The sequence below is a fragment of the Natronorubrum texcoconense genome (assembly GCF_900100335.1).
Lineage (GTDB): Archaea > Halobacteriota > Halobacteria > Halobacteriales > Natrialbaceae > Natronorubrum > Natronorubrum texcoconense.
This window is the reverse complement of sequence record NZ_FNFE01000001.1, coordinates 1040836-1062369: the sequence shown is the minus strand read 5'-3', so window position 1 is coordinate 1062369 and position 21534 is coordinate 1040836. Positions and strand designations below refer to the sequence as shown.

At 62.2% G+C, this 21534-nt stretch carries 24 protein-coding genes; 9 read left to right on the top strand and 15 right to left on the bottom strand.

Annotated elements, in window-relative coordinates; translation table 11 throughout:
• The first annotated feature begins 334 nt into the window (after nt 1-334).
• Nucleotides 335-673, top strand: coding sequence for a CHY zinc finger protein (locus BLT08_RS05020; protein ID WP_090303652.1), 339 nt, complete (start codon nt 335-337; stop codon nt 671-673).
• On the opposite strand, the gene BLT08_RS05015 is transcribed toward BLT08_RS05020, so the two are convergent.
• Nucleotides 643-1086 carry an ATP-binding protein gene (locus tag BLT08_RS05015; protein ID WP_090303936.1) on the bottom strand — a complete coding sequence of 148 codons (444 nt, stop codon included), beginning with the start codon at nt 1084-1086 and terminating at the stop codon, nt 643-645. The two genes, BLT08_RS05020 and BLT08_RS05015, sit on opposite strands and share 31 nt — an antisense overlap.
• Here BLT08_RS05015 and mutS point away from each other — a divergent pair.
• The gene (mutS, locus tag BLT08_RS05010; RefSeq protein ID WP_090303651.1) at nt 1009-3780 is read left to right on the top strand and encodes a DNA mismatch repair protein MutS; all 2772 of its coding nucleotides are present in this window, start codon (nt 1009-1011) and stop codon (nt 3778-3780) included. The genes BLT08_RS05015 and mutS overlap by 78 nt on opposite strands.
• Nucleotides 3781-4032: 252 nt before the next feature.
• On the top strand, nt 4033-4425 hold the full coding sequence (locus BLT08_RS05005) for a hypothetical protein (protein WP_090303650.1): 393 nt from the start codon (nt 4033-4035) through the stop codon (nt 4423-4425).
• Nucleotides 4426-4537: 112 nt separating this feature from the next.
• On the opposite strand, the gene nucS is transcribed toward BLT08_RS05005, so the two are convergent.
• Nucleotides 4538-5311, bottom strand: a complete 774-nt coding sequence (gene nucS, locus BLT08_RS05000) for an endonuclease NucS (protein WP_175529235.1) — start codon at nt 5309-5311, stop codon at nt 4538-4540.
• A gap of 176 nt (nt 5312-5487) precedes the next feature.
• Between nucS and BLT08_RS04995 the strand changes: the two genes are divergently transcribed.
• Nucleotides 5488-6156, top strand: a complete 669-nt coding sequence (locus BLT08_RS04995) for a hypothetical protein (protein WP_090303649.1) — start codon at nt 5488-5490, stop codon at nt 6154-6156.
• Here BLT08_RS04995 and BLT08_RS04990 read toward each other — a convergent pair whose 3' ends face one another.
• Entirely contained in the window at nt 6157-6639 is a 483-nt protein-coding gene (locus tag BLT08_RS04990) for a DUF7984 family protein (protein WP_090303648.1), read from the bottom strand. It lies immediately after the preceding gene.
• 335 nt (nt 6640-6974) lie between these two features.
• Here BLT08_RS04990 and BLT08_RS04985 point away from each other — a divergent pair, with 335 nt between their 5' ends.
• A complete protein-coding gene (locus BLT08_RS04985; RefSeq protein WP_090303647.1) occupies nt 6975-8912 on the top strand; it encodes a beta-CASP ribonuclease aCPSF1 in 1938 nt (645 codons plus the stop codon).
• Nucleotides 8913-9047: 135 nt separating this feature from the next.
• Nucleotides 9048-9461 carry an EamA family transporter gene (locus BLT08_RS04980; RefSeq protein ID WP_090303646.1) on the top strand — a complete coding sequence of 138 codons (414 nt, stop codon included), beginning with the start codon at nt 9048-9050 and terminating at the stop codon, nt 9459-9461.
• Between the two features lie 25 nt (nt 9462-9486).
• Here the strand turns inward: BLT08_RS04980 and bluB are convergent, their stop codons facing one another.
• The 7 genes from bluB to BLT08_RS04950 all read right to left on the bottom strand — a co-directional run bounded on the left by bluB (nt 9487) and on the right by BLT08_RS04950 (nt 14580).
• Nucleotides 9487-10158, bottom strand: a complete 672-nt coding sequence (gene bluB / locus BLT08_RS04975; protein WP_090303645.1) for a 5,6-dimethylbenzimidazole synthase — start codon at nt 10156-10158, stop codon at nt 9487-9489.
• A gap of 107 nt (nt 10159-10265) precedes the next feature.
• On the bottom strand, nt 10266-11105 hold the full coding sequence (locus tag BLT08_RS04970; protein ID WP_175529234.1) for an endonuclease III domain-containing protein: 840 nt from the start codon (nt 11103-11105) through the stop codon (nt 10266-10268).
• 53 nt (nt 11106-11158) lie between these two features.
• Nucleotides 11159-11572, bottom strand: a complete 414-nt coding sequence (locus BLT08_RS04965) for a DUF371 domain-containing protein (protein WP_090303643.1) — start codon at nt 11570-11572, stop codon at nt 11159-11161.
• 63 nt (nt 11573-11635) lie between these two features.
• On the bottom strand, nt 11636-12004 hold the full coding sequence (locus BLT08_RS04960; RefSeq protein ID WP_090303642.1) for a hypothetical protein: 369 nt from the start codon (nt 12002-12004) through the stop codon (nt 11636-11638).
• Between the two features lie 57 nt (nt 12005-12061).
• Nucleotides 12062-13405: an alkaline phosphatase family protein gene (locus BLT08_RS04955; RefSeq protein WP_090303641.1), complete on the bottom strand. Its 1344-nt coding sequence runs from the start codon at nt 13403-13405 to the stop codon at nt 12062-12064.
• A gap of 164 nt (nt 13406-13569) precedes the next feature.
• Nucleotides 13570-13704, bottom strand: a complete 135-nt coding sequence (locus tag BLT08_RS23560; protein WP_281245251.1) for a hypothetical protein — start codon at nt 13702-13704, stop codon at nt 13570-13572.
• A 345-nt stretch (nt 13705-14049) separates the two neighbouring features.
• A complete protein-coding gene (locus BLT08_RS04950; protein WP_090303640.1) occupies nt 14050-14580 on the bottom strand; it encodes an inorganic diphosphatase in 531 nt (176 codons plus the stop codon).
• A gap of 204 nt (nt 14581-14784) precedes the next feature.
• Here BLT08_RS04950 and BLT08_RS04945 point away from each other — a divergent pair, with 204 nt between their 5' ends.
• Complete coding sequence (locus BLT08_RS04945) at nt 14785-15144, top strand: PadR family transcriptional regulator (RefSeq protein WP_006088545.1); 360 nt, start codon at nt 14785-14787, stop codon at nt 15142-15144.
• A gap of 139 nt (nt 15145-15283) precedes the next feature.
• Nucleotides 15284-16600 (top strand): RNA-guided endonuclease InsQ/TnpB family protein, encoded by a 1317-nt coding sequence (locus BLT08_RS04940; protein WP_090303639.1) that lies wholly within the window; start codon nt 15284-15286, stop codon nt 16598-16600.
• A 44-nt stretch (nt 16601-16644) separates the two neighbouring features.
• Here BLT08_RS04940 and BLT08_RS04935 read toward each other — a convergent pair whose 3' ends face one another.
• Together BLT08_RS04935 and rnhA are read right to left on the bottom strand one after the other, a co-directional pair.
• On the bottom strand, nt 16645-17292 hold the full coding sequence (locus BLT08_RS04935; protein WP_090303638.1) for a DUF7108 family protein: 648 nt from the start codon (nt 17290-17292) through the stop codon (nt 16645-16647).
• A 73-nt stretch (nt 17293-17365) separates the two neighbouring features.
• Nucleotides 17366-17959 carry a ribonuclease HI gene (gene rnhA / locus BLT08_RS04930; RefSeq protein WP_090303637.1) on the bottom strand — a complete coding sequence of 198 codons (594 nt, stop codon included), beginning with the start codon at nt 17957-17959 and terminating at the stop codon, nt 17366-17368.
• A 162-nt stretch (nt 17960-18121) separates the two neighbouring features.
• On the opposite strand from rnhA, the gene BLT08_RS04925 reads away from it, so the two are divergent.
• The gene (locus tag BLT08_RS04925) at nt 18122-19084 is read left to right on the top strand and encodes a transcription initiation factor IIB (RefSeq protein WP_006108914.1); all 963 of its coding nucleotides are present in this window, start codon (nt 18122-18124) and stop codon (nt 19082-19084) included.
• Between the two features lie 201 nt (nt 19085-19285).
• Here BLT08_RS04925 and BLT08_RS04920 read toward each other — a convergent pair whose 3' ends face one another.
• From BLT08_RS04920 to gfcR, 3 genes are all read right to left on the bottom strand, one after another.
• Nucleotides 19286-19903 carry a DUF4399 domain-containing protein gene (locus tag BLT08_RS04920; RefSeq protein WP_175529233.1) on the bottom strand — a complete coding sequence of 206 codons (618 nt, stop codon included), beginning with the start codon at nt 19901-19903 and terminating at the stop codon, nt 19286-19288.
• Between the two features lie 359 nt (nt 19904-20262).
• Nucleotides 20263-20556, bottom strand: a complete 294-nt coding sequence (locus BLT08_RS04915; protein ID WP_090303636.1) for a hypothetical protein — start codon at nt 20554-20556, stop codon at nt 20263-20265.
• A gap of 300 nt (nt 20557-20856) precedes the next feature.
• Complete coding sequence (gene gfcR / locus BLT08_RS04910) at nt 20857-21507, bottom strand: transcriptional regulator GfcR (protein WP_090303635.1); 651 nt, start codon at nt 21505-21507, stop codon at nt 20857-20859.
• Nucleotides 21508-21534: the final 27 nt, after the last annotated feature.

Here is a 21534-nt window from a genome sequence, read left to right as displayed (position 1 = left end):
CAGAGGCCCGTCGATATGTGTCTGTTCAGCAGGTTAGTTGTGGAACCACCGTTCCTAGTGATTTGATACTCGGACTTCCTTCAGAACGACCTCTCAACAGATAGAGATGAGGGGAGACGGTTCGTAGCGGGTCAACAGTAAGGTTACGTGAGAGCACACACAGATATTAGGTTTCTTATGATTTGTAGAAATCCATCCTCCGATAGTCTGTGCGTTCGGACGTCGCCAATTTCATGTAGCCGAATATGGTTTATTAGATATTCAGGGACAGTACTCACGTCTTCGAGGGGCGCAACGCTGAGAATCCTCCCGTACGTAGGTTCGATTACAACCTGTGACTGGCCCATCCGTACACGGCGTCGACGTCGACTCGGAAACTCGGTGTTCCCACTATCACACCGATCGCGACGTCGTCGCCTTCAGATTTGACTGCTGTGAGGAGTACTATCCCTGCTACCGGTGTCACGAGGAGACGGCGGACCACGAGGCGGTTCCCTGGCCCCGCGAGCGCTTTGACGAGCGCTCGGTACTCTGTGGCGTCTGTGAAACCGAACTCACCGTTCCAGAGTACCTCGGGGCCGACCATCACTGCCCGTCCTGTGACGCGCCGTTCAATCCGGGCTGTCGGGCACACGCCGACCGCTACTTCGAGACCGACGGCTCCGTAGCGTAGTCGTCGGCAAGCGGGTCGGCATCCGCCCACTTCACGCCGGTAATCTCGAACCGAGCACCGCCCGCGGTGCCCGTAGTCAATGTACAGTCCCAGCCGTAGGCGTCGACGATGTCGCTCACGATCGCGAGTCCGAGACCGGTGCCCGCCGGTTCGGTCGAGTAGCCGCTCTCGAAGACGGAGTCGCGATCGTCGTCTGGGATTCCCGACCCGTCGTCTTCGACGTAGAAGCCGGCTCTATCCTCGAGCGCTCCGACCGTCACTGTGAGGTCCTCACCCCCGTGCAGAACGCGGTCGATCCAGCAAGCTATTTCCGCGTCCGAAGCCGGATTTCGGATATGGATCCGGCGCTTGGCCCTCCCGAGGCGATGGCCGAGAAACGCGACGAGCTGACGCCCATGATGGCGCAGTACCACGACCTCTGTGCCCGCTACGACGACGCGATCGTCCTCTTTCAGGTAGGAGACTTCTACGAGACGTTCTGTGGCGCCGCCGAGCGGACCGCGAGATTGCTCGAGATCGCACTCACGAGCCGCGAGGACAGCACTGGCGAGTATCCGATGGCCGGCATTCCGATCGACAACGCCGAATCGTACGTCGAGACGTTGCTCGAGGCCGGCTACCGGGTCGCCGTGGCGGATCAGGTCGAAGAGCCCGGCGAGTCGCCGGGCGTCGTCGAGCGCGCGGTCACGCGCGTGGTCACACCCGGGACGCTCACCGAGGACGAACTGCTCGCGAGCGACGACAACAACTTCGTCGCCGCGGTGGCTCAGGAACGCGGCTCTGAAGCGGAAAACGACGACGCCGAACTCGCGCTCGCCCTGCTCGACGTCTCGACCGGCGACTTCTTCGCAACGAGTTCGACCTCGAGCGAGGCCATCGCCGACGAGGTGAGCCGGTTCGATCCCTCCGAGGCCGTCGTCGGCCCGAACGCGCCGACCGACGTCTTCGCAGAAGGCTGTATGGTGACGCCTTACGACGCGACGGCGTTCGACCGCGAGCGCGCTGGAGAAACCGTCTCGCGGTACTTCCGGAACCCCGACGCCCTGCTCGCCAGCGACGCCGAGATTCGAGCCTGTGGCGCGTTGCTCGCCTACGCGGAGTACGTCCGCGGCGGCGAACACGAGGGGGAACGCGACACGACGCTCGAGGAGGAAGCGAAAGACGGTGAAAACGACACCGACGCCGACGGTCCGAAGCGCAACCGCCTCGAGTACATCACCCATCTCACCCGATACGATCCCCGCGAGTACCTCCTGCTCGATGCGGTCGCCATGCGGAGCCTCGAACTGTTCGAGCCGCGAGCCGTGGAGGGCCGCGAGGAGGCGACCCTCGTCGGCGTGCTGGACGAAACTGCGTGCGCGCTGGGCGGCCGAACGCTCCGCGACTGGGTTCGGCGGCCGCTGCTCGAGCCCGATCGAATCGAGGCGCGCCTCGACGCCGTCGAGGAGTTGACGGGCGACGTCCAGACGCGGGAGTCGCTGCACGACCGACTCCGGAACGTCTACGACCTCGAGCGGCTGATCGGCCGTATCTCTCGCGAGCGGGCGAACGCGCGCGATCTGCGCTCGCTCCGGGACACGCTGGCCGTCGTCCCCGAGATTCGCGAGGAGATCGCCGACGCCGACTGTACGCGGCTGCGAGCGCTCCACGAGAGTCTCGATCCGCTCGTCGACGTCCGCGAGTTGATCGAGGACGCGATCGTCTCGGACCCCCCGATCGAGATCACCGAGGGCGACATCGTCGCCGAAGGGTACGACGACGGGCTGGACGACCTTCGTGCGACCGCACGCGACGGGAAGCAGTGGATCGACAACCTCGAGAACGGCGAGCGCGAGCGAACCGGAATCGACTCGCTGAAGGTCGGCTACAACTCGGTCCACGGCTACTACATCGAGGTGACGAACCCGAACCTCGAGTCGGTCCCCGAGGACTACCAGCGCCGCCAGACGCTCAAAAACTCAGAGCGGTTCGTCACGCCCGAGCTCAAGGAGCGCGAGGACCAAATCGTCGGCGCCGAGGAGCGCGCCGACGAGCGCGAGTACGAACTCTTCTGTGACGTCCGCCGCGAGATCGCCGAGGAGGTCGAACGCGTACAGCAACTGGCCGAGGCGCTGGCAACCCTCGACGCGCTCGTCTCGCTCGCGACGGTCGCCGCGCAGTACGACTACTGTCGGCCGGAGATTCTCGAGCGCGACGGAGGTGGCGGTGGGGCTGGGCGCGAGGGCCTCGAGATCGACATCGAAGGCGGCCGTCACCCCGTGGTCGAGCGCACCCAGGAGTCGTTCGTTCCGAACGACGCCCGCCTCACGAACGACCAGCGACTGGCGGTCATCACGGGACCCAACATGTCAGGGAAGTCGACCTACATGCGGCAGGTAGCCCAGATCGCCCTGCTCGCGCAGGTCGGCAGCTTCGTTCCCGCGAGGGCGGCGCGGCTCACCCCGATCGACCGAATCTTCACCCGCGTCGGGGCCAGCGACGACATCGCGGGCGGCCGCTCGACGTTCATGGTCGAGATGGACGAACTCGCGACCATCTTGCGCGAGGCCGACGAACACTCGCTCGTTCTGCTGGACGAAGTGGGTCGAGGCACGTCGACCGCGGACGGCCTCGCCATCGCGCAGGCGATCACCGAGTACCTCCACGACGCCGTCGGTGCGACGGCGCTGTTCGCGACGCACCACCATCCGCTGACCGAGTTGGCGGACGAACTCGAGGCAGCCTTCACGCTCCACTTCGAGGTCGATCAGGTCGACGGCGAGGTGGTCTTCCACCACGATATCGCGCCGGGGGCGGCCACGGGCTCCTACGGGGTGGAGGTCGCGACCGCGGCGGGCGTGCCCGAGGCCGTCGTCGAGCGTTCGAGGGAGTTGGTTACGGAAACGGACGCAACTGGTGAGACAGGCACTGCACTCGAGGACGACGCCGCCGGTGCCGGTGTGGCCGAGCCAGCGGCTTCGGCGGGCGGGATGGCGGCGACCACTCCGGACGGGGGCGATGTCCCAACGGATGTCGCGGCCGAACTGCGGGCGCTCGACCTCGCGCACCTCACGCCCGTCGAGGCACTGACTGAGCTAGACCGGCTAAAACAACTACTCGACGAGTGACGCGGTCGTCAGCATCCGACCGGTCAGTTCACGCGCTGCGGTCAGGGTTGACATCGTGTCGAGGACGGTCTCTGTATACCCATACTCTCGAACCCGTCCTCGAGTGCTTCGTCGAGTCGCTGGCCGTATCCTCGACGGACGCGCCGATCTCTCGCAGCGGTTTCCAGTCTGCAAACTGTTTGGACAGCATTCTCGCTTCTCCCGATAGATGTGTTACAAAGATTAATAGATCGGTCCCTCGGAATAGGTGGGATGACACGAAAGAACCAAACTGATGATGGTGAGAGTAATGGAGATGGGACAATTGAGCAACGGAGTGACGACCTCGTAGCGGGGCTCAACGATCACGGCTTTGACGATGTGTCTATCGATACATTCGATGTCGGTCACCCCGGGGGTGAGTACGGTGTCGTTACGTTCGGGACTGAATTGGACAGTTCAGACAAGACCACTGGCAAACGGGCCGGATTTGAAGACGGTGAACCCGCTGCAACGATCACCATACAGAGCGAGTATGATACATACGCGATCACGGTTGGGTACGGTACCCAACGCGGATACGAAACTGCAGAGCAGTACGCGATCGTAGACACGATCTCAGAGGCCGTCCAAGCCGCAAAACACTGGTTCGAAAACGAAGCGTGATCGTGCCCGGTCACCGCTACCCACTGTCACTCCTTCCGTGGTAGTCACACCGTGATCTTGACGCTACGTACAGCACGTATCCCGATACCAGACGCCAAGACGGCAATCACGTTCACTCCGCAGGCGGCTCGAGCGGGACGAACTCGAGTCCGTGGTCGGACAGCAGTCCGTCCGCTCGATCGGTGACCGACGGGGCGACCAGAATCCCGCGGACGGACGCGTCGGCGTGGAGATCTCGCTCGAGGGCGTCGACGTACCGCCGTAACTGACTCACCGCGTCCGGCCCGACGCGGCGACGTTTGAGTTCGACGACGACGCTCCGTCCCGCCGCATCCTCGCCGTAGATGTCGATCGCGCCGGCTGGCGTATCGCGCTCCGTCGCGAGCGGGGTGAAGCCGGTCTCGAGCAGGGCGGGATCCTCGAGGATCCGCTGGCGGAGATCCTCTTCAGTCCCCGAAAGCGCGAGTTCGTTCTCGTCCGCGCCGGAGAACGTCGAGACCTGCAGGACCTCCTCGAAGCGAACGCACAGTCGCTCGTTCGGCGTCGAGCGGACGCTCTCGAGGACGAGTTCGGAGTCGCTCTCGCCGTCGGCCCCACCATCACAGCGAACGTCGTGGTCACAGCCCGGCGGCTGCCAGTTGACCGGCTGTTGGCCCTCGTCGGTGTGGACCAGCGCCGCGCCGTCGGGTTTGAGCATGAGGTGACGGTCGCCGGCCTCGAGCGTACTCGAGGCGCGGCCGTCGTACTCGACCGTACAGCGGCCGAAGACCGTCACCAACGCCTCGCGCTCGAGTCCGTCGGCGATCGCCTCGCAGGCCGCCTCGAGGGTGGGCTGCTCGAGGGTGATCGCCTGCGACCGCTGCGTCGTCGGTGTCCCGGATGTCACTGCGACGACGTAGCTCTCGAGCGAATAAAAGGACCCCGGACTGGGGCGACGTGGTGGATTGGACGGGTATTTCGGTGATCTACGCCTTTTCTATCAGCCAAATAGTGTTAGAAATGGATCGGGTTCTGTCGGATATCACGAGGGTTTATTCGCGCCCGTCCCGGAAATCGGACACGATGACATCCGATCCAACTCGACGCCGCGTGCTGCAGTTATCCGGCGCCGGTGCGACCGCATCGATCGCCGGCTGTACGAGCATCTTTTCGGAGTCGGAGGGCGAACTCAACGCGGATTCGGAGCCCGATATCGATCCGTCGGAGGGAATTACGGCTGTCGTCCGCCCCACCGATGAGGCGTTGATGGAGGCCCAACAGGAGGTCATGGCCGACGCCGAAGACGGCGAGCTCGACCAACAAGAGGCCCAGCTCGAGATGCAGGAACGACAGCAGGAGCTGTTCATGTCCCGGTCGATCGAGTTCGAAGAAGAGATGGCGGACACCAATATCTCGATCGAAGCCGCGCTTGGCGAACACGGTGCGTTCTTGATGACGGGGTCGGACGACGAGCTGATGGATCTGCTCCGCAACAACGACGTCGACGCGTTGCTTCCCGGCGAAGAGTACGAGGAGGCACTGCAGGCCCAAGAGGAGGCCGGCGCTGAACCAGAGCCCGAACCCGAGCCAGAACCCGAACCCGACGAAGACATCGACGACGATTCGGATGATGATGCTGACGAGGATTCGGACAGCGACGACGCGGACGATGAGGGTTCCGATGACGACACGGACGCGGAATCCGGTGATGGATCGGATAGCGACGACGCGGACGACGAAGAGTCGGACTAATTACTCGACGCTGAACGGACTCTCGCGCTCGGTCCAGTTCCAGCCCGGAATTCGCTCCTGAAAGCCGGCCGCGAGCGCGGCTTCGCAGTCGTCGACCCCCGCATTCTCGTCGCCGTCACCGTGGACCTGCAGATCGGCGTAGTGAAAGGTCGCCTCGCCGAGCGTCCGCAACGGTTGCGTGCCGGCGATCGTCGCGGCGAGCTCTCGCCCGAGGATTTCGTCGACGACGAAGCCGGGATAGTCGCCCTCGACGTCGAGATCCCGGAGAATCGCGACCATCGCGGCGACGTTGACCGCCAGATCCCCGTCCGCGAAGACGACGTCGACTTCCTCGAGATACTGACTTTCGGTAACGTGGTCGACGTCGGTGTCGAAGATCTCGCCGAGATCGTCGCGGACGCCGTTGATGATCGGAACGACAGTCTCGACCCGTTCAGCGACCCAGGTACGCTCGTTTGCGACGCGCTCCGGTGTCAGGTGCATACCCCCCGTTCGTGCCGAACGGCCCTGGGTTTTGCGAAGGCTTATATACGACGCAAAGAATAGCGTCGAATAAGCGGGTTCTCCCTGGAATCTTCCCGCACGAACCAGGACAACCGTTCTGGGAGCGTGTTTGTCACAGCACGGTACAACGCGATGATCCGGGATACTGGACTGCAGACGACCGACGTTGTTTCAGAACCACGGCTCTCGACGACGCAGCCGGCGCGTGGCGGTTCTCGCGCGGCCACTGACTCGAGGACTGGATCCCGACTCCACGTATCCTGTTGGACGTCCGCTCCCTGGCGGCGAGTTCACGCAAGCCACAATTGGCGATTATGAGTACTGTAGAGCAGCAACTCGACGATTTGAAAGCAGAGATCACGAGCGAGTTACCGACCGATATCTCGGTCTCCTCGGTGAAGTACGAAGGCCCCGAACTGGTGGTCTACACCCGCGACCCGAAGAAGTTCGCCCAGCAGGGCGACCTCATTCGAAAACTCGCGAGTAAACTCCGAAAGCGGATCACCGTTCGCCCGGACCCGAGCGTCCTCTCGCGGCCCGACGAGGCTCGCGAGCAGATTATGAACGTCATCCCCGAGGAGGCGGGGGTCACGGATCTGGACTTCCACGCCGATACCGGCGAGGTCGTCATCGAAGCCGAAAAGCCCGGGATGGTGATCGGCCGTCACGGCTCGACGCTTCGCGATATCACGAAGAGCGTCGGCTGGACGCCGGAAGTCGTCCGCACGCCGCCGATCGAGTCCTCGACGGTCTCGAACGTTCGGAGTTTCCTCAAACAGGAACGCGACGAGCGACGCGACATTTTAGAGAAGGTCGGTCGACAGATCCACCGCGAGGAGATGTCCGACGACGAGTACGTCCGCATCACTACGCTCGGCTGCTGTCGCGAGGTCGGTCGCGCCTCGTTTATCCTCTCGACCTCGGAAACCCGCATTCTCATCGACTGCGGAGACAAGCCCGGCGCGGAAGGCGAAGTGCCGTATCTCCACGCCCCCGAGGCGCTCGGTGCGGGTCCCCAGACCATCGACGCGGTCGTCCTCACTCACGCCCACCTCGACCACTCCGCGCTCATCCCGCTGCTGTTCAAGTACGGCTACGACGGCCCGATCTACTGTACCGAGCCCACGCGAGATCTGATGGGGCTGCTCACGCTTGACTACCTTGACGTCGCGGCCAAGGAAGGCCGCGCGCCGCCGTACGAGTCGGAGCAGGTTCGTGAGGCGATCAAACACTGTATCCCGCTCGAGTACGGCGACGTCACGGACATCGCACCCGACGTCAAACTCACCTTCCACAACGCCGGTCACATTCTGGGCTCGGCCGTCTCGCACTTCCACATCGGCGACGGCCTCTACAACGTCTGTTTCTCGGGTGACATTCACTACGAGGACACGCGGCTGTTCAACGGCGCGACCAACGACTTCCCGCGGGTGGAGACGCTCGTCCTCGAGTCGACCTACGGCGGTCGCAACGATTACCAGACCGATCAGCAAGACTCCGAAGCAAAGCTCAAAGAGGTCATCACGGAGACCTACGAGAGGGGCGGTAAAGTCGTCATCCCCGCGTTCGCGGTGGGTCGCTCACAGGAGATTATGCTCGTTCTCGAGCAGGCGATGCGCAGCGGCGACATCCCCGAGATGCCGGTCCACTTGGACGGGATGATCTGGGAGGCAACCGCGATCCACACGACCTATCCGGAGTATCTGCGCGACGACCTCCGAGATCGTATCTTCCACGACGACGAGAACCCGTTCCTCGCCGAGGAGTTCAATCACATCGACGCCGGCGAGGAGGAGCGACAGGAGGTCGCCGACGGCGAACCCTGCATCATCCTCTCGACGTCCGGTATGGTTACCGGCGGTCCGATCATGTCCTGGCTCGGCCACCTCGGCCCCGACCCGGACTCGACGCTCGTCTTCGTCGGCTACCAGGCCCAGGGAACCCTCGGCCGCCGAATCCAGAACGGCTGGGACGAGATTCCGACCAGCGAGGTCGGTGCGATGGGCTCGAGCGGCAACGGCCGCGGGACGCTGTCGCTGAACATGAACGTCGAAACCGTCGACGGCTTCTCCGGCCACGCGGACCGCGCCGGCCTCGAGAACTTCGTCAAGACGATGAACCCCCGACCCGAGAAGGTCCTCTGTGTCCACGGCGACGAGCGATCCACGCAGGATCTCTCCTCGGCGCTCTACCACGACTACAACATGCGCACCTTCGCGCCGAAGAACCTCGAGACGTTCCGGTTCCTCTAACCGCCTCGGGATCGTCTCTCACGTTCGAAATTTCATTCGCGGTTGGCCTGCGAGTGCCGGCCGAACGCCGCAATAGACGGCTGTTACGGGCGCTCTTTCGACGCCTATTCGGAGCCGGATACCGTTCGTTCGATCATGAGTCGATACGCCGTCTCACTGGCCGTGGTCGCGATGCTCAGTTGGGGCGTCTGGACGGTGATCGCGAACGAGGCCACCCGAACGATCGATCCCGAACTCGCGATGATTCTGTCCTACTCCGCCGCCGTCGCCGTGGCCGTCGGCTACGTCTCGGTGTTGAACGACCCCGTCTCGCTCGAGCGAACGGGCGTGGTGCTCGCGCTCGTCGCGGGGGTGTTCGCCGGTATCGGTGCCGTCGCGTTCTACGTCGGTCTGAACGCCGGGCGGGCGGGGATCGTCACGACCGTCTCGGCGATGTACTTCATCGTCGCCGTAATTCTCGCCGCGGTGTTCCTCGGCGAGTCGCTCGCACCGACGGACCTGCTCGGGATCGCCTTCGCAATACTGGCGGTCGTCCTGCTCGCGAGCTAACCCTCGTCGGGTTCACGAACGCAGGTTACGCGTCGTCGTCGCGGTTCCGCTCGCCCTCCCAACCCTCCTCGTGGACGAGTTCCTCGACCGCGAGGCGCTCGCGCCAGCCCTCCTGTTGGAGCACGGGTTCGTCCGGAAAGCCGTCCTCGGGGTAACCCAGACAGAGATAGGCGACCGGCTTGACGTGTGGCGGGATCCCCAGCACCTCCTGGACCTCGTAGGGGTAGAGCACGCTCACCCAGCCGACGCCGACGCCCTCCGCGCGGGCGGCCAGCCAGAGGTTTTGGACCGCGAGACAGGTCGAGTAGACGTCCGTGCGTCTCATTGAACTTCGACCGAGGACGTGGGGCGCTCCGCGCGTCGGATCGCAAGTCACGCAGATATTGATCGGTGACTCACGGATTCCCTCGAGTTTCAGGTCGGCGAAGTCGGATCGGCGGGGCTCCTCGTAGCCCTCGCGAGCCGCCGCGATAGCCCGATCCGCGATCTCGGCGACCTCGGTTTTCGTCTCGTCCTCTCGGACGACGATTAGGTCCCACGGCTGCGAGAAGCCGACACTCGGGGCGTGATGGGCGGCTTGAATCAGTCGCTCGAGAACGTCCTCGGGAATCGGCTCCGGCCGAAACCGTCTGATATCACGCCGAGCGTAGATGGTCTTGTAGACCGCGTCCCGCTCGGCCGCCGTAAATGAAACCATTGATTCAGTAGATAAAGCATGGTTGTATAAACGCAGTGATCGGGGCGGGCGTCGATCGATACCGAACAGTTGCAGCGACTCGAGAGCGTGGTCACGCTCGTTCGATGTCAGTCGTCCGCTTCGGGTGCCTCAGCCGGGTCGACGACCTCGTTCGTCTCGGGATAGACCCCGACTTGATCGCAGAGATCGCCCATCGGACAGGCGTCGGGATCCTCGAGACAGGCCGGGTTCCGCGCCGTGCAGTACTCGCGGCCGAACTGGATCGTCGCCGTGTGGGCGAAGCCACATTTCGCGGCGGGAACGTCGCGCTCGAGGATGGCACGGACTTCCTCGTGATCCGCGTCTGCCGGGGCGATTCCCAGCCGGCGATAGATCCGGTGGACGTGGGTGTCGACGGGGAAGACGCCGCCGCGGCCGCCCGCAAAGAGGAGGACGCAGTCGGCGGTCTTCGGCCCGACGCCGCGGACGGAGAGGAGCGTCTCGCGGACGTCCGAGGGTTCCTCGTCTTTCACGTAGGCGTCGAACGCGGCGGCGGAGCCGAACTCCGCTAAGACCCACTCTGCAGTGTCGATCAGCGTCTCGGATTTCTGGTTGTAGAGCCCTGCACCGCTGATCGTCTCGGCGAGTTCGGACTGTTCCGCGTTCGCGAGCGACCCCGCGAGATCGACGTCCTCGGCATTGTACCGCTCGATCAGCGCGTCGTGGGCCGGCTGGCTCGCCTTATCGCTGGTGTTCTGACTCAGTATCGTCCGGACGAGACAGGTGAAGGCATCCTGTCCGCCGTAGGTCTTCTGCCAGTACAGTTCGCCGAGTCGATCGACGACCTCCTCGGCGCGGGTGTCCGCGGTCGCGGGATCGAAGTCAGCCGCGATACCGCCGCCCTCGACGCCGCCGCTGATGTTCATCGACGGTTCGCGATCCGACTCGAGGTCCGGCTCGTCGCTCATACCACCGCGTACGGTCTCGCGAATCAAAACCGCGACGGACGATTCCGCTCCGGTCACTCGACGCTGATCGTTACCGTCACCTCGGTCCCATCGGCCAGCGCGGTAACCAGATTCCGGTCGAACCCCGCGGCCGCGAACTCGGCGTCGTTGACGATCGTTCGGTCGTCGACGTACTCGCTCGTTCGACCCACCGCGCTGCGCTCGTTCGTGAACTCGAGGTCGGGATCTCCCCGTCCCGTCACCGAATCCGCGTACTCGCCGGCCTCGATGGTCACGGTGATCGTCGCGTCGGCATCCCGGCAGGCCTCCACGAACTCGGAGTCGAAATCGGCCGGCGCTCGGTCGGCCTCGATCGCGAGAATGCAGTCGCCGGCTGGCGTGAGGAAGTCGTCGGTCGTAATTTCGAACGTGCTCGAGTGTTCGGCGCTAACGTGTTCGTGGCCGCGGGCGCGGATGATCTCTTCCATGCCCAGCAGTTCGTTGCGGGCCGGAAAACGGCCTCGAATTCGATCACTGTCGGTGTGCCCACGTCACGACCGCGTCCGAAAACCGGTACGAAACTCACGAACGATGCTGCCGATCAGCATTCCGAACACGGCGAGGAAGAGGATCGGCACGATTCCGAGGCGCCACTCCTCGGTCAGCGAGCCCATCGCAGCGCCGCCGAGGACGGCTAACGCGGCCCCGCCGATTGCGAGCGCTGCCAGCCCGAGCCGAAGCGGCGATCCGGTTCGTCGAGCGAGTACGAATTGGGGCAGTCCGATCCCGACGGCGAGGTAGATCGCCAGCCCGATCGGTGTCTGCCCGAGAATTGCGAGACTGTCGGTCACGACGCTGACGACGCCAGCGAGACCGACGGCGAGGAGGAGCGAGAAACCGACGACTCTCGAATCGTTCACGCGTTACAGTCCAACTGAATGACAAAAACCGTTTCGATCGCTACCGGGGGACGACGCTCAGACGAGACTCGCGCCGTCGAACTCGCCGCGGCTGTACTCGACGTCCAGTAGATCGAGGATCGTCGGCGTGATGTCGAAGAGGTCCGCGTCGCCGATCGTCGCCTCGGGGTGGTCGATGTACAGCGAGGTATCGTCGAAGCTGTGCATACCGTTTCGGGGTCCGGTGGTGAAGATGTCCGAATCGGCCTTGAAGCCGGACTTGAGGTCGAAGCCCTTGTTCGGAATCGCGACCAGATCGGGCGCGATATCGTCGTGGTCGCCCCGGAACGCGGCTTCCTTCTCGACGACGCGCTCGACGACCTTCTTGCCGTCCGGCCCCTCGAGCGCCTCGAGATCGGCCTTGAGTTCGTCGCGGACCGCGTCGTACTCGTCCTCAGGGACGGCACCGCGAGGTTCGCGACCCTCGAGGTTGATGTAGAACCGTCCGGGGATGAACGAGTAGGCCTTGGTGTCGTCGGAGATGTCGCCAAGTTCTTCCGGTTCGTCCGTGCCGAAGGAGAGCCAGCCCTCCTCTCGGAGCCACTCGTTGAAGTGGACCTCGTAGTCGAGACTCGTAAACCCGTGGTCGGAGGCGACGATCATGGTGACGTCGTCGGGCAGCGCCTCGCGGAGCTGGCCGATGTAGTCGTCGACCTTCTGGTAGAACTCGATGAACTCGTCGTGGTACTCGCCGTCGCGCTCGTAGTCTTTGAACAGGAAGTGGTTGACTCGGTCGGTCGTCATGAAGACGCCGAAGAACAGATCCCAGTCGTCCTCCTCGATGTAGTGTTCGAACGCCTCGAAGCGAGCGTCGATCGTCTCGTGGGCGTCCTGGATGAATTCGGCCTTGTCGCCCTGGTGGCCGAGTTTCGGATTGACGTCGATTCGGTAGTCGAGCGTCTCGAGGTAGTCGCGGACGTCGTCGGGGTACGCCGCCTTGTCCAGCCCCGGCGAGAGAAAGCCCGAGACCATCCGCTGGACGTTTCGCTGGGGCGGGAAGGTGACGGGGACGTTCATCACGGTCGCGCGGCGACCGTCCTCCTGAACGCGGTCCCAGACCCGGTCGGCCTGGACCTCTCGTCCCATCGGGACGTAGGTGTCGTAGGTACCGACCTCCCGGTCCTGGAAGCCGTAGACACCCGTTTCGCCGGGGTTCATCCCGGTCGTCAGCGACGGCCAGCAGGCGCTGGATTCCGGTGGGACGATACTCGAAATCTCGCCAGCCGTCCCTTCGTCGGCGATCGCAGCGAAGTTTGGAAACAGTTCCTCGTTCTCCGATAGGAGACTGTACGGCACGCCGTCGACCCCAATAAATGCGACTCGGGGAGCTCCGTCGCCCCGCAATCGATCGAACAGACCCATGGACGGACGTAGTTCGACCGCATACAAGAAGGTTCGTTTCGAGACACTGTATTGAGACGGCGTGCCATCTCCTCACGTACTTCTCCGTTCGTACGCGTTCGAGTGCGCGCTCGTCCGGGCCGGCTCGAGCGAACTGGCTGAAACTCCCTCCTCGACTGACGAACTCAGTCCTCGTCCCCGTCCTGCTCGGACGCCTCGAAGTTCGCGGGGACGACCGTCAGATGGGCCATACCGGCACCGGATTCGGCTGGATCGTCTGCCGAAGCGGACGTTCGTGCGGACGGGTTGGTTGCTGCCATAACGAGTCTAGCTACGACGGGAAGCCGGATAAAATTACTCATGCTCATAATGCATGAGCCGAACAGGCGAACATAACTCTCGTGAATCCGGTGGCTACCGCGACGACAGAGCGGTGACCGTCAGTGCATCCGCACGGGTCCGGTGTCGGGGCGAGTTGTGAGGTGTTCCGGTCACGGGAGACTGAACGAAGTCAAAGAGTAACGAGACGTGAACGGTACCAAACGCGACACGAGGACGGGTGTATCATGGTGGCGATATACGCTGTGGTGCGATGAGAGAGCGAGAGCGGAGGCTTGGGGAGTGTTGATCCAAAAAACGGCGCGTAACGAACCGGTAGACGGCTCTTAGAAGTTCTCTTCGTAGAGTTCCTGCGCGTGTTCGATCGCGTCGTAGGCGGCCTGTTTATCCTCCCAGCCCTGGGTTTCGACTTCCTTTCCTTCCTCCAGGTTCTTGTAGCTCGAGAAGAACTCGTCGATCTCGTCGAGTTGCTGTTGGGTGATGTCCTCGAGGTCCTCGATGTGATCGTAGCGCGGATCCTCGGAGGGAACGGCGATGACCTTGTCGTCCTGCTCGCCGTCGTCGTCCATCTTCATCAGCGCGACGGGGCGAGCTTCGATGATACAGCCGGGGAACGTCTGGTCCTCGACGAGGACGAGTACGTCGAAGGGATCCTCGTCGTCGTAGTACGATTGCGGGATGAAGCCGTAGTCGCTCGGATAGTGGACGTTGCTGTGAAGCACGCGGTCGAGGACGACGCCGGGGACGTCCTTGTCGTACTCGTACTTGTTGCGTTCGCCCTTGAGGCACTCGACGACGGCGTAAATCTCTTCGGGTGGATTCGGTCCAGTCTCGAGATCTTCCCAGAGATTACCCATGCACCCGAGGCTTCATGGCCGATCAAAAAGTATTTTCGTAATCGATGTCAGCTTACGGGTGAAGGTCATCAGATACCACCAAGACGTGATTCGACCGAATCCACCAGTATTCGGCGTTGCGGTACCCGATCTGCCCGCGGGCGATCGGTGGATACCGAGAAATGGTTGACAAGTCTTAAATAGTCTGATGACATTTGCACAGGTATGTCAGAGGCACAATCAATCAGCGGCGATCAGAGTATTGCACGCGAACTTACCGCGTTCCAGAACAACATCCTCGTTATCCTCGCGAAAGAGCCGATGTACGGGCTGGCTATCAAGCGCGAACTCGAGGAGTACTACGGGACCGAAGTGAACCACGGCCGTCTCTACCCCAACCTCGACGAACTCGTCGATCTGGGTCTCGTCGAGAAGAGCGAACTCGACAAGCGAACGAACCAGTACTCGCTGACCGACGACGGCTACGACGCCGTCCTCGACGGCATCCAGTGGACGCTCTCGAAGGTCGTCACCGGCGACGACCGCGCCGAAGAGATCAGCGAGATCGTCGAGAACAGCTACTGAACGCGCGACCCGACCAACTCCACCAGACGTTTTTATCAGCGGTAGAGGAGAATATCCCGACCCTTGAGGTCGGGGATGAATCCGATAGGCATAGCGAAGCTAACCATTAAGTAGACAAAATTCTAACACGTAGATAGCGATGGAATACAGCCACCGTTACCGCGCCTATCCAAGCGGCGAGGTAGCGACGGCTGCCGAACATCACCTGGATGTTCATCGCCAACTCTACAACCACGTCCGATGGGACTACACTATCAGTCCCGACGACGACAAACCAAGCGAATACCAGCAGAACAACAAACTCCCAGAGTGGAAACGGCGGTGGCCCGTATTCGCGGAACTTCACTCGAAAGCCGCCCAAGCCACTGTCGCACGCTTCCACGACAACCTCTCAAACCTTCGCAAGAAGAAAGAGAAAGGATACAACGTAGGATGGCTCAAACGGCAATCACCCGCCGAATACCGAAGCGTCACGTACAACCAGTCAGGCTTCGACCTTGATAACAAGAGGGGCCGAAACGGGTTCGCGTACGTCCGCTTCAGTAAAATCGGCTGGGTGAAAATCCGATACCACCGCCCACTCACCGAACACTCCACTATCAAAGAAGTCACGCTGAAGAAGGAAGTAACGGGTGAGTGGTTCGTCTCGTTCAGTCTCGAAACGGACGACGAACACGTTCCAGAGAAACCCGACGTAGACTCGCTTAACGCGAGAAATAGCGTCGGAATCGACCTCGGTATCTTGAACTACATCCACACCAGCGACGGTAAGACCGTGGATTGGATCGACCTCGAAGATGAGTACGAACGCTTGCGCCGAGAACAGCGCAAACTCTCGCGCAAGGAGCAAGGGTCGAACAACTGGGAGAAACAACGCCAAGAAGTCGCCAAGGTCAAGCGGAAGATTCAGCGAAAAGTGCTGGACTACCAGCACAAAATCACAACGTGGCTCGTCACAGAGTACGACGCCGTATTCGTCGAAGACCTCGACGTAGCTGGAATGCTCCAGAGCGATGGGAACGCTCGGAATAAGCAGGATGTAGCGTGGCGACAGTTCATCACACTCCTCGAATATAAGGGCGACTTGTACGGTACACACGTTGTGCAAGTACCTGCTCGTGGAACGACGAAAGAGTGTGCATCGTGTGGCGTGAAGACGGCAAAGCCTATCTGGGTACGTGAACATTCGTGTCCGTCTTGCGGGTTTGAGACGGATAGAGATGCGAACGCGGTCGTCAGACTACGTCTGACGGGCAGCAAAATCGCGTGCGATTTTGCGACGGCGATGAACGTCCTACAACGTGGATTTTCTAAATTAGGGTTGGGATGGCCCGAAGACACGCCTGTGGAGACTGCGCTCCCTACGGACACCGCTGACTTTCAGCGCGTGTCTGCAAAGCGCGTCGTTGAATCAGGAAGCCTCGGGGTCGATCGAGAGAGCAAAGGTCTCTCGTGATGACGAGAATCTTCGATTCTCGAACCACTTGACCCCGAGGCGATTCACCGGACCCGCCGTTCAGGGACCGATACCCCGGCCGTCTCGTAGACGAGCGTGATCGACTCCTCGAGCGCGTCTCGTTGTGCGTCCGACGGCCAGGCGTTTCTAACGAAGTACTCCGACCGGAACTCCCGTAGCTCCGCGCCGGCCAGGTCCTCGATGTGCTTCGCGTAGTGGTTGCCGACGAAGTCGGCGAGCAGCGAGGCATTATCACCGTGTACGTCGCCGTGGCGTTCCCTGACGCGTTCGACGAGGTCGCGGTTGTGCGTTTCCACTGCGTCCCAGTCGTCGGGATCCGCCGCGCCTTCGAGCGGGATCTCGACGCCCCGCGAGATGTCGTCGATGCGGTCGGTTCGGATGACGCCCGCCTCGTCGTCGTGCCACTCATCGGGGTGGAGTACGAGTACGTCGTCGCCATCGTCCTCGCGGATCCGAAAGGTGAAGTCGTGGTCGTCGAGAAGCTTGTCGCGTCGCTCGGCGTGAGCCTGTGCTTCGCCCTCGTCGGAGACGGTGCGCTCGAGCCGCGTGAGCCGCTCCGCTTCGTCGACGATTTCGGCAGGAAGCTCTTCGTCGGCAGTAGTATCCCTCCCAGGCTGGGACCCCTCGGGCTCCCGACCGGAGCCGGCGGACGGGTCGTTCGAATCGGACATTAACGATCGGTACGCGCTCGAGGGTTTTTTCCCTTGCTGGTCTGGGCTTCGGTGGTGACGTCTGCTCTCGGTCTCAGCCCTGATCCAGCGCCTCGTTGGCGAGCTCGTCCGCGCGGTCGTTGACCTCCCGGGGAACGTGTTCTAAGGACCACTCGTCGAACGCGGCGAGGAGTTCGTGGACGGTCACGCGCTTCTCCCGCAGTTCGGGGTTGTTGGTGTCGTACTCGCCGCGAACCTGCTTGACGATGAGTTCGGAGTCGCCGCGCACGTGGAGTTCGTCGAACCCGTAGTCGCGAGCGGCCTCGAGAGCCGCGATCAGCGCCTCGTACTCGGCCTGATTGTTCGTCGCGGTGCCGATCCGGTCGCCCCCTTCGGCGACGATCCCGTCGCCGCTGACGATCACCCAGCCGGTCGCTGCGGGACCGGGATTCCCGCGACACGCGCCGTCGAAGTATGCGTGTGCGCGACCACCACCCTCGCGTAGCAGTGCCTCGATATCCTGTGGGTCCCCGCCCTGGATGACGACTTTGTCGTCGTACGCGACAGCGGTCGCGCCACCGCGGCTCGCACGCCAGCGCTCGTGGTCCGTGTTTCCGGATTCGACCGTCACACCCGCTTCCTCGAGTCGCTCTCGAGCCGTCTCGACGTCGCACTCGATAACCGGCATTCGTGGCTGTTGTCGTCGAGAGCCGGATAAAGTCTTTCCGGTTCCGAATTGTAAATCCCGATCTTGAAGAGCTCTGTCGCCCCATTTCGGCACATTAGCGTGGATAGACCAAAGCGCCCACCAAGGATTTATATACTATGGTGATACTACTATAAAAGTGCGATGACACGGTCCACCCGCCAGCGGGAGCGAACGCGTGAGACGGACGAGACCGAGGATCAGGAAGGGGTGCGTGCCTGCCCCGAGTGTGAATCGGACAATCTCGTAAAGGACTCCGACAGGGGTGAGCTCATCTGTGAAGACTGTGGGCTCGTCGTGGAGGAAGAAAAGATCGATCCGGGTCCTGAGTGGCGTGCGTTCAACCACCAGGAGCGCCAGGAGAAGTCCCGCGTCGGCGCGCCGACGACGCAGACGATGCACGACAAGGGACTGACGACGACGATCGACTGGAAGGACAAAGACGCATACGGCCGGTCTATTTCCTCGAAAAAGCGCAGCCAGATGCACCGCCTGCGTAAGTGGCAGGAACGCATTCGTACCAAAGACGCCGGGGAGCGAAACCTGCAGTTCGCACTGAGCGAAATCGATCGAATGGCGTCCGCACTGGGTGTTCCGCGCTCGGTCCGCGAGGTCGCGTCCGTCATCTATCGACGCGCGCTCAAAGAAGACCTCATCCGCGGCCGATCGATCGAAGGTGTGGCGACGTCCGCACTGTACGCCGCCTGTCGTAAGGAAGGAATCCCGCGAAGTCTCGAGGAGATTTCGGAAGTCTCACGCGTCGAACGCAAAGAAATCGGTCGCACCTATCGGTACATCTCGCAGGAACTCGGTCTCGAGATGCGCCCCGTCGACCCGAAAAAGTACGTCCCTCGCTTCTGTTCCGAACTCGAACTCTCCGAAGAGGTCCAGACCAAGGCCAACGAAATCATCGAGAAGACGGCCGAAGAAGGGCTTCTCTCGGGCAAGTCGCCGACCGGCTACGCCGCCGCCGCGATCTACGCTGCATCGTTGCTCTGCAACGAGAAGAAGACCCAGCGTGAAGTCGCTGACGTGGCCCAGGTGACCGAGGTCACGATCCGGAACCGCTATCAGGAACAGATCGAAGCGATGGGAATCCACGGCTAACTCGTCCGCTCACCAGTTCATCATTTTTACACGATCGATCGGAAGCCAGCATCTGCAGCGAGCAACGCGTCCCGACGGATCGTGTGATTACTCGTCCGCATCGATGTCGTCCGCACCGGCGCCATCCGCATCGATCTATTCCCCTCACGGATGCCGGCCGTGGCGGTGTTGTTTCGTCGTCGGGCGTCAGATATCGTCGCCTCAGTTCTCGTCATTGCCATCGTCGTCGCCGTCACCAGTTCCAGTTCCGCCGTCATCGTCGGTCTCGCTTTCGTCGTCAGTGTCGGCATCCTCCTCGACGATCTCGATCGAGAGCTCGTCGGTCATGTCGTAGGCGTTGTGCTGATCGTCGCCGGCCTGTGCACAGAGGTCGTACTCTCCCGGCTCTAGGTCGAGTTCGGTCTCGGTTTCGCCCTCGCTCAGGTGGTGGTAGCCGTCCTCGAGCGGGATCAGGTACCCCGGATCGACACAGCCCTCGTCGACGATGACGTGAAGGTGTCCGGCGCCGTCGTCGGGAGCGTCGGCCTCATCGTCGTCGCCGTCGTCGTCTTCGACCGCCTGCAGTTCGAAGTCCTCGACGTCCATCTCGATCTCGACGGGGGACGTCACCTCGTCGCCGTCGTCCGGACTCACGACCTCGAGTTCGCCCTCCGGATTCTCGTGATCGACGTCTTCGACCTGCTCCCCGTCGCCGTTTTCCTCCTCGGGACCGTCGTCTTCGTCGTAATCTTCTATCAGATCGCTACAGCCTGCGAGCGCCACAATACTGGCTGTAACGCTCGCCGTGAGATATCGTCGTCGTGTCGATGATCGTGTCATAGTAACTCGATCGCTCGGTCCACACTGCGGCTCGAAATCGGGCGGTCACATTTCTGGGGGCGTACTCCAGCAGGCGACCAGTCCCGCGCCTGAGATGCCTGTCCCTCACCGGTTGCGAGCACGGCAGTGAGCCGACGAGCGGTACCGCTAGCTCGCGCTTTCGCGTCGAAAAGCTCACGCCCTGCCCTTGCTATGGCTTCGTTTCCGTTGCCAGTCGTCGCTGTCGCTAGGCAAATCGGCCCTCCCAGAACGCGCAGCCGATCCCGTCCGAAGCGTCGTTCGCATCGAAGCGGGACGAGAGAAGAACGAGCCGTTCCGCGAATCGCTTCCGACTGCTCGTACTCCCCGACTGAAGACTCCTATACGTCGTCTTCGTCGTCCTCGAGGTCGTCCTCTGCATCGTCTTCGTCGTCCTCGAGATCCTCTTCCTCATCTTCCGCGTCGTCCTCGAGATCCTCTTCATCGTCCTCGAGGTCGTCTTCCTCATCTTCCGCATCGTCCTCGAGGTCCTCTTCGTCGTCCTCCACGTCGTCCTCGACATCTTCCTCGTCCTCGCCGGGGCCTTCCCCGTTGTCGTTACATCCAGCGATCGCAGCGAAACTGACTGCGCCGCTTAGTGCGATCAGTCGTCGGCGTGTGAGTCGATCTGTCATCTCTCTCCACTCAACACGGGGCGACTGATGGTCAATAGAATTCGGAGCCTAGTATCAGTGATTGGGCGACAAACGGCTGTTATATCGAACTGATTGTGCCGTGAAAATAGACGTGGGTCGACGACGTTTTGATTGGCACACTGATGGGTTCGACTGGCGACCGTTTCAGCCGAAACCCGCAGTGGGCGTCGATCGATACGGCGTCCGAAAACGGGTAGTTACCCGCATCGTTGCAGCCTTGATCGGTTCACTCGAGAAACTCGTAAACAGGGTCTGATACGTCGATCGCGTCCGACTCGGCTACTCCTCCTTCCCGACGCTGATGACCTGCAACAGCGAGTAGACCGGGACCTCCTCGAGCTCCTCGAGTCCCTGTTTGTCCGCGAGGACGACACAGGCGAGCGGTTCGCCGCCTTCGGCCCGGATGGCCTCGATGGTCTCGCGCATCGTCGTTCCGCTGGTGATGGTGTCGTCGACGATGTAACACTCGCGGTTTCGGATCCCCGCGAAGTTCCGGCTGAACGTACCGCCGAGCTCCTCGATATCGCCTTCCTCCCACTGGTGTTTCGCCGGAGTGTACGTCCCCAGATCCGTCTCGAGCTCGCGCGCGATGAGCGTCGCGATCGGACCGCCGGCTTTCTCGATACCGATCGTCAGATCGACGTCCTCGCCGTGTTTGGCGAGCATGTCGGCCATGGCTTCCGCGATCGCTCCCATCCGTTTGCTGTCCCTTCCAATCGCGGACCAGTCGACGTGGATGTCCTGTGGGCCGCCCGCGGGTTGGGTGGCCTGTGTCGGCTGATCCGTCGGCTCCGTCGTCGCGCCGCTGCGTTCGACGAGCCAGCTCGCAGTCTCCCGCGAGACGTTCAGTTCGTCCGCGATCTCCCCCTTCGAGAGCCCGCGCGCTGCGAGCTCGGCCGCGCTCTCGATCAGGTCGTCGACGTTTTTCATATAACTGGGATTTCGAGCGCCGTTTTT

Coding starts and splice junctions, on each gene's coding strand:
- mutS (WP_090303651.1), top strand. CDS start 1,009: ATGGATCCGGCGCTTGGCCCTCCCGAGGCGATGGCCGAGAAACGCGAC.
- BLT08_RS05005 (WP_090303650.1), top strand. CDS start 4,033: ATGACACGAAAGAACCAAACTGATGATGGTGAGAGTAATGGAGATGGG.
- BLT08_RS04995 (WP_090303649.1), top strand. CDS start 5,488: ATGACATCCGATCCAACTCGACGCCGCGTGCTGCAGTTATCCGGCGCC.
- BLT08_RS04990 (WP_090303648.1), bottom strand. CDS start 6,639: ATGCACCTGACACCGGAGCGCGTCGCAAACGAGCGTACCTGGGTCGCT.
- BLT08_RS04985 (WP_090303647.1), top strand. CDS start 6,975: ATGAGTACTGTAGAGCAGCAACTCGACGATTTGAAAGCAGAGATCACG.
- BLT08_RS04980 (WP_090303646.1), top strand. CDS start 9,048: ATGAGTCGATACGCCGTCTCACTGGCCGTGGTCGCGATGCTCAGTTGG.
- bluB (WP_090303645.1), bottom strand. CDS start 10,158: ATGGTTTCATTTACGGCGGCCGAGCGGGACGCGGTCTACAAGACCATC.
- BLT08_RS04970 (WP_175529234.1), bottom strand. CDS start 11,105: ATGAGCGACGAGCCGGACCTCGAGTCGGATCGCGAACCGTCGATGAAC.
- BLT08_RS04965 (WP_090303643.1), bottom strand. CDS start 11,572: ATGGAAGAGATCATCCGCGCCCGCGGCCACGAACACGTTAGCGCCGAA.
- BLT08_RS04955 (WP_090303641.1), bottom strand. CDS start 13,405: ATGGGTCTGTTCGATCGATTGCGGGGCGACGGAGCTCCCCGAGTCGCA.
- BLT08_RS23560 (WP_281245251.1), bottom strand. CDS start 13,704: ATGGCAGCAACCAACCCGTCCGCACGAACGTCCGCTTCGGCAGACGAT.
- BLT08_RS04950 (WP_090303640.1), bottom strand. CDS start 14,580: ATGGGTAATCTCTGGGAAGATCTCGAGACTGGACCGAATCCACCCGAA.
- BLT08_RS04945 (WP_006088545.1), top strand. CDS start 14,785: ATGTCAGAGGCACAATCAATCAGCGGCGATCAGAGTATTGCACGCGAA.
- BLT08_RS04940 (WP_090303639.1), top strand. CDS start 15,284: ATGGAATACAGCCACCGTTACCGCGCCTATCCAAGCGGCGAGGTAGCG.
- BLT08_RS04935 (WP_090303638.1), bottom strand. CDS start 17,292: ATGTCCGATTCGAACGACCCGTCCGCCGGCTCCGGTCGGGAGCCCGAG.
- rnhA (WP_090303637.1), bottom strand. CDS start 17,959: ATGCCGGTTATCGAGTGCGACGTCGAGACGGCTCGAGAGCGACTCGAG.
- BLT08_RS04925 (WP_006108914.1), top strand. CDS start 18,122: ATGACACGGTCCACCCGCCAGCGGGAGCGAACGCGTGAGACGGACGAG.
- BLT08_RS04920 (WP_175529233.1), bottom strand. CDS start 19,903: ATGACACGATCATCGACACGACGACGATATCTCACGGCGAGCGTTACA.
- BLT08_RS04915 (WP_090303636.1), bottom strand. CDS start 20,556: ATGACAGATCGACTCACACGCCGACGACTGATCGCACTAAGCGGCGCA.
- gfcR (WP_090303635.1), bottom strand. CDS start 21,507: ATGAAAAACGTCGACGACCTGATCGAGAGCGCGGCCGAGCTCGCAGCG.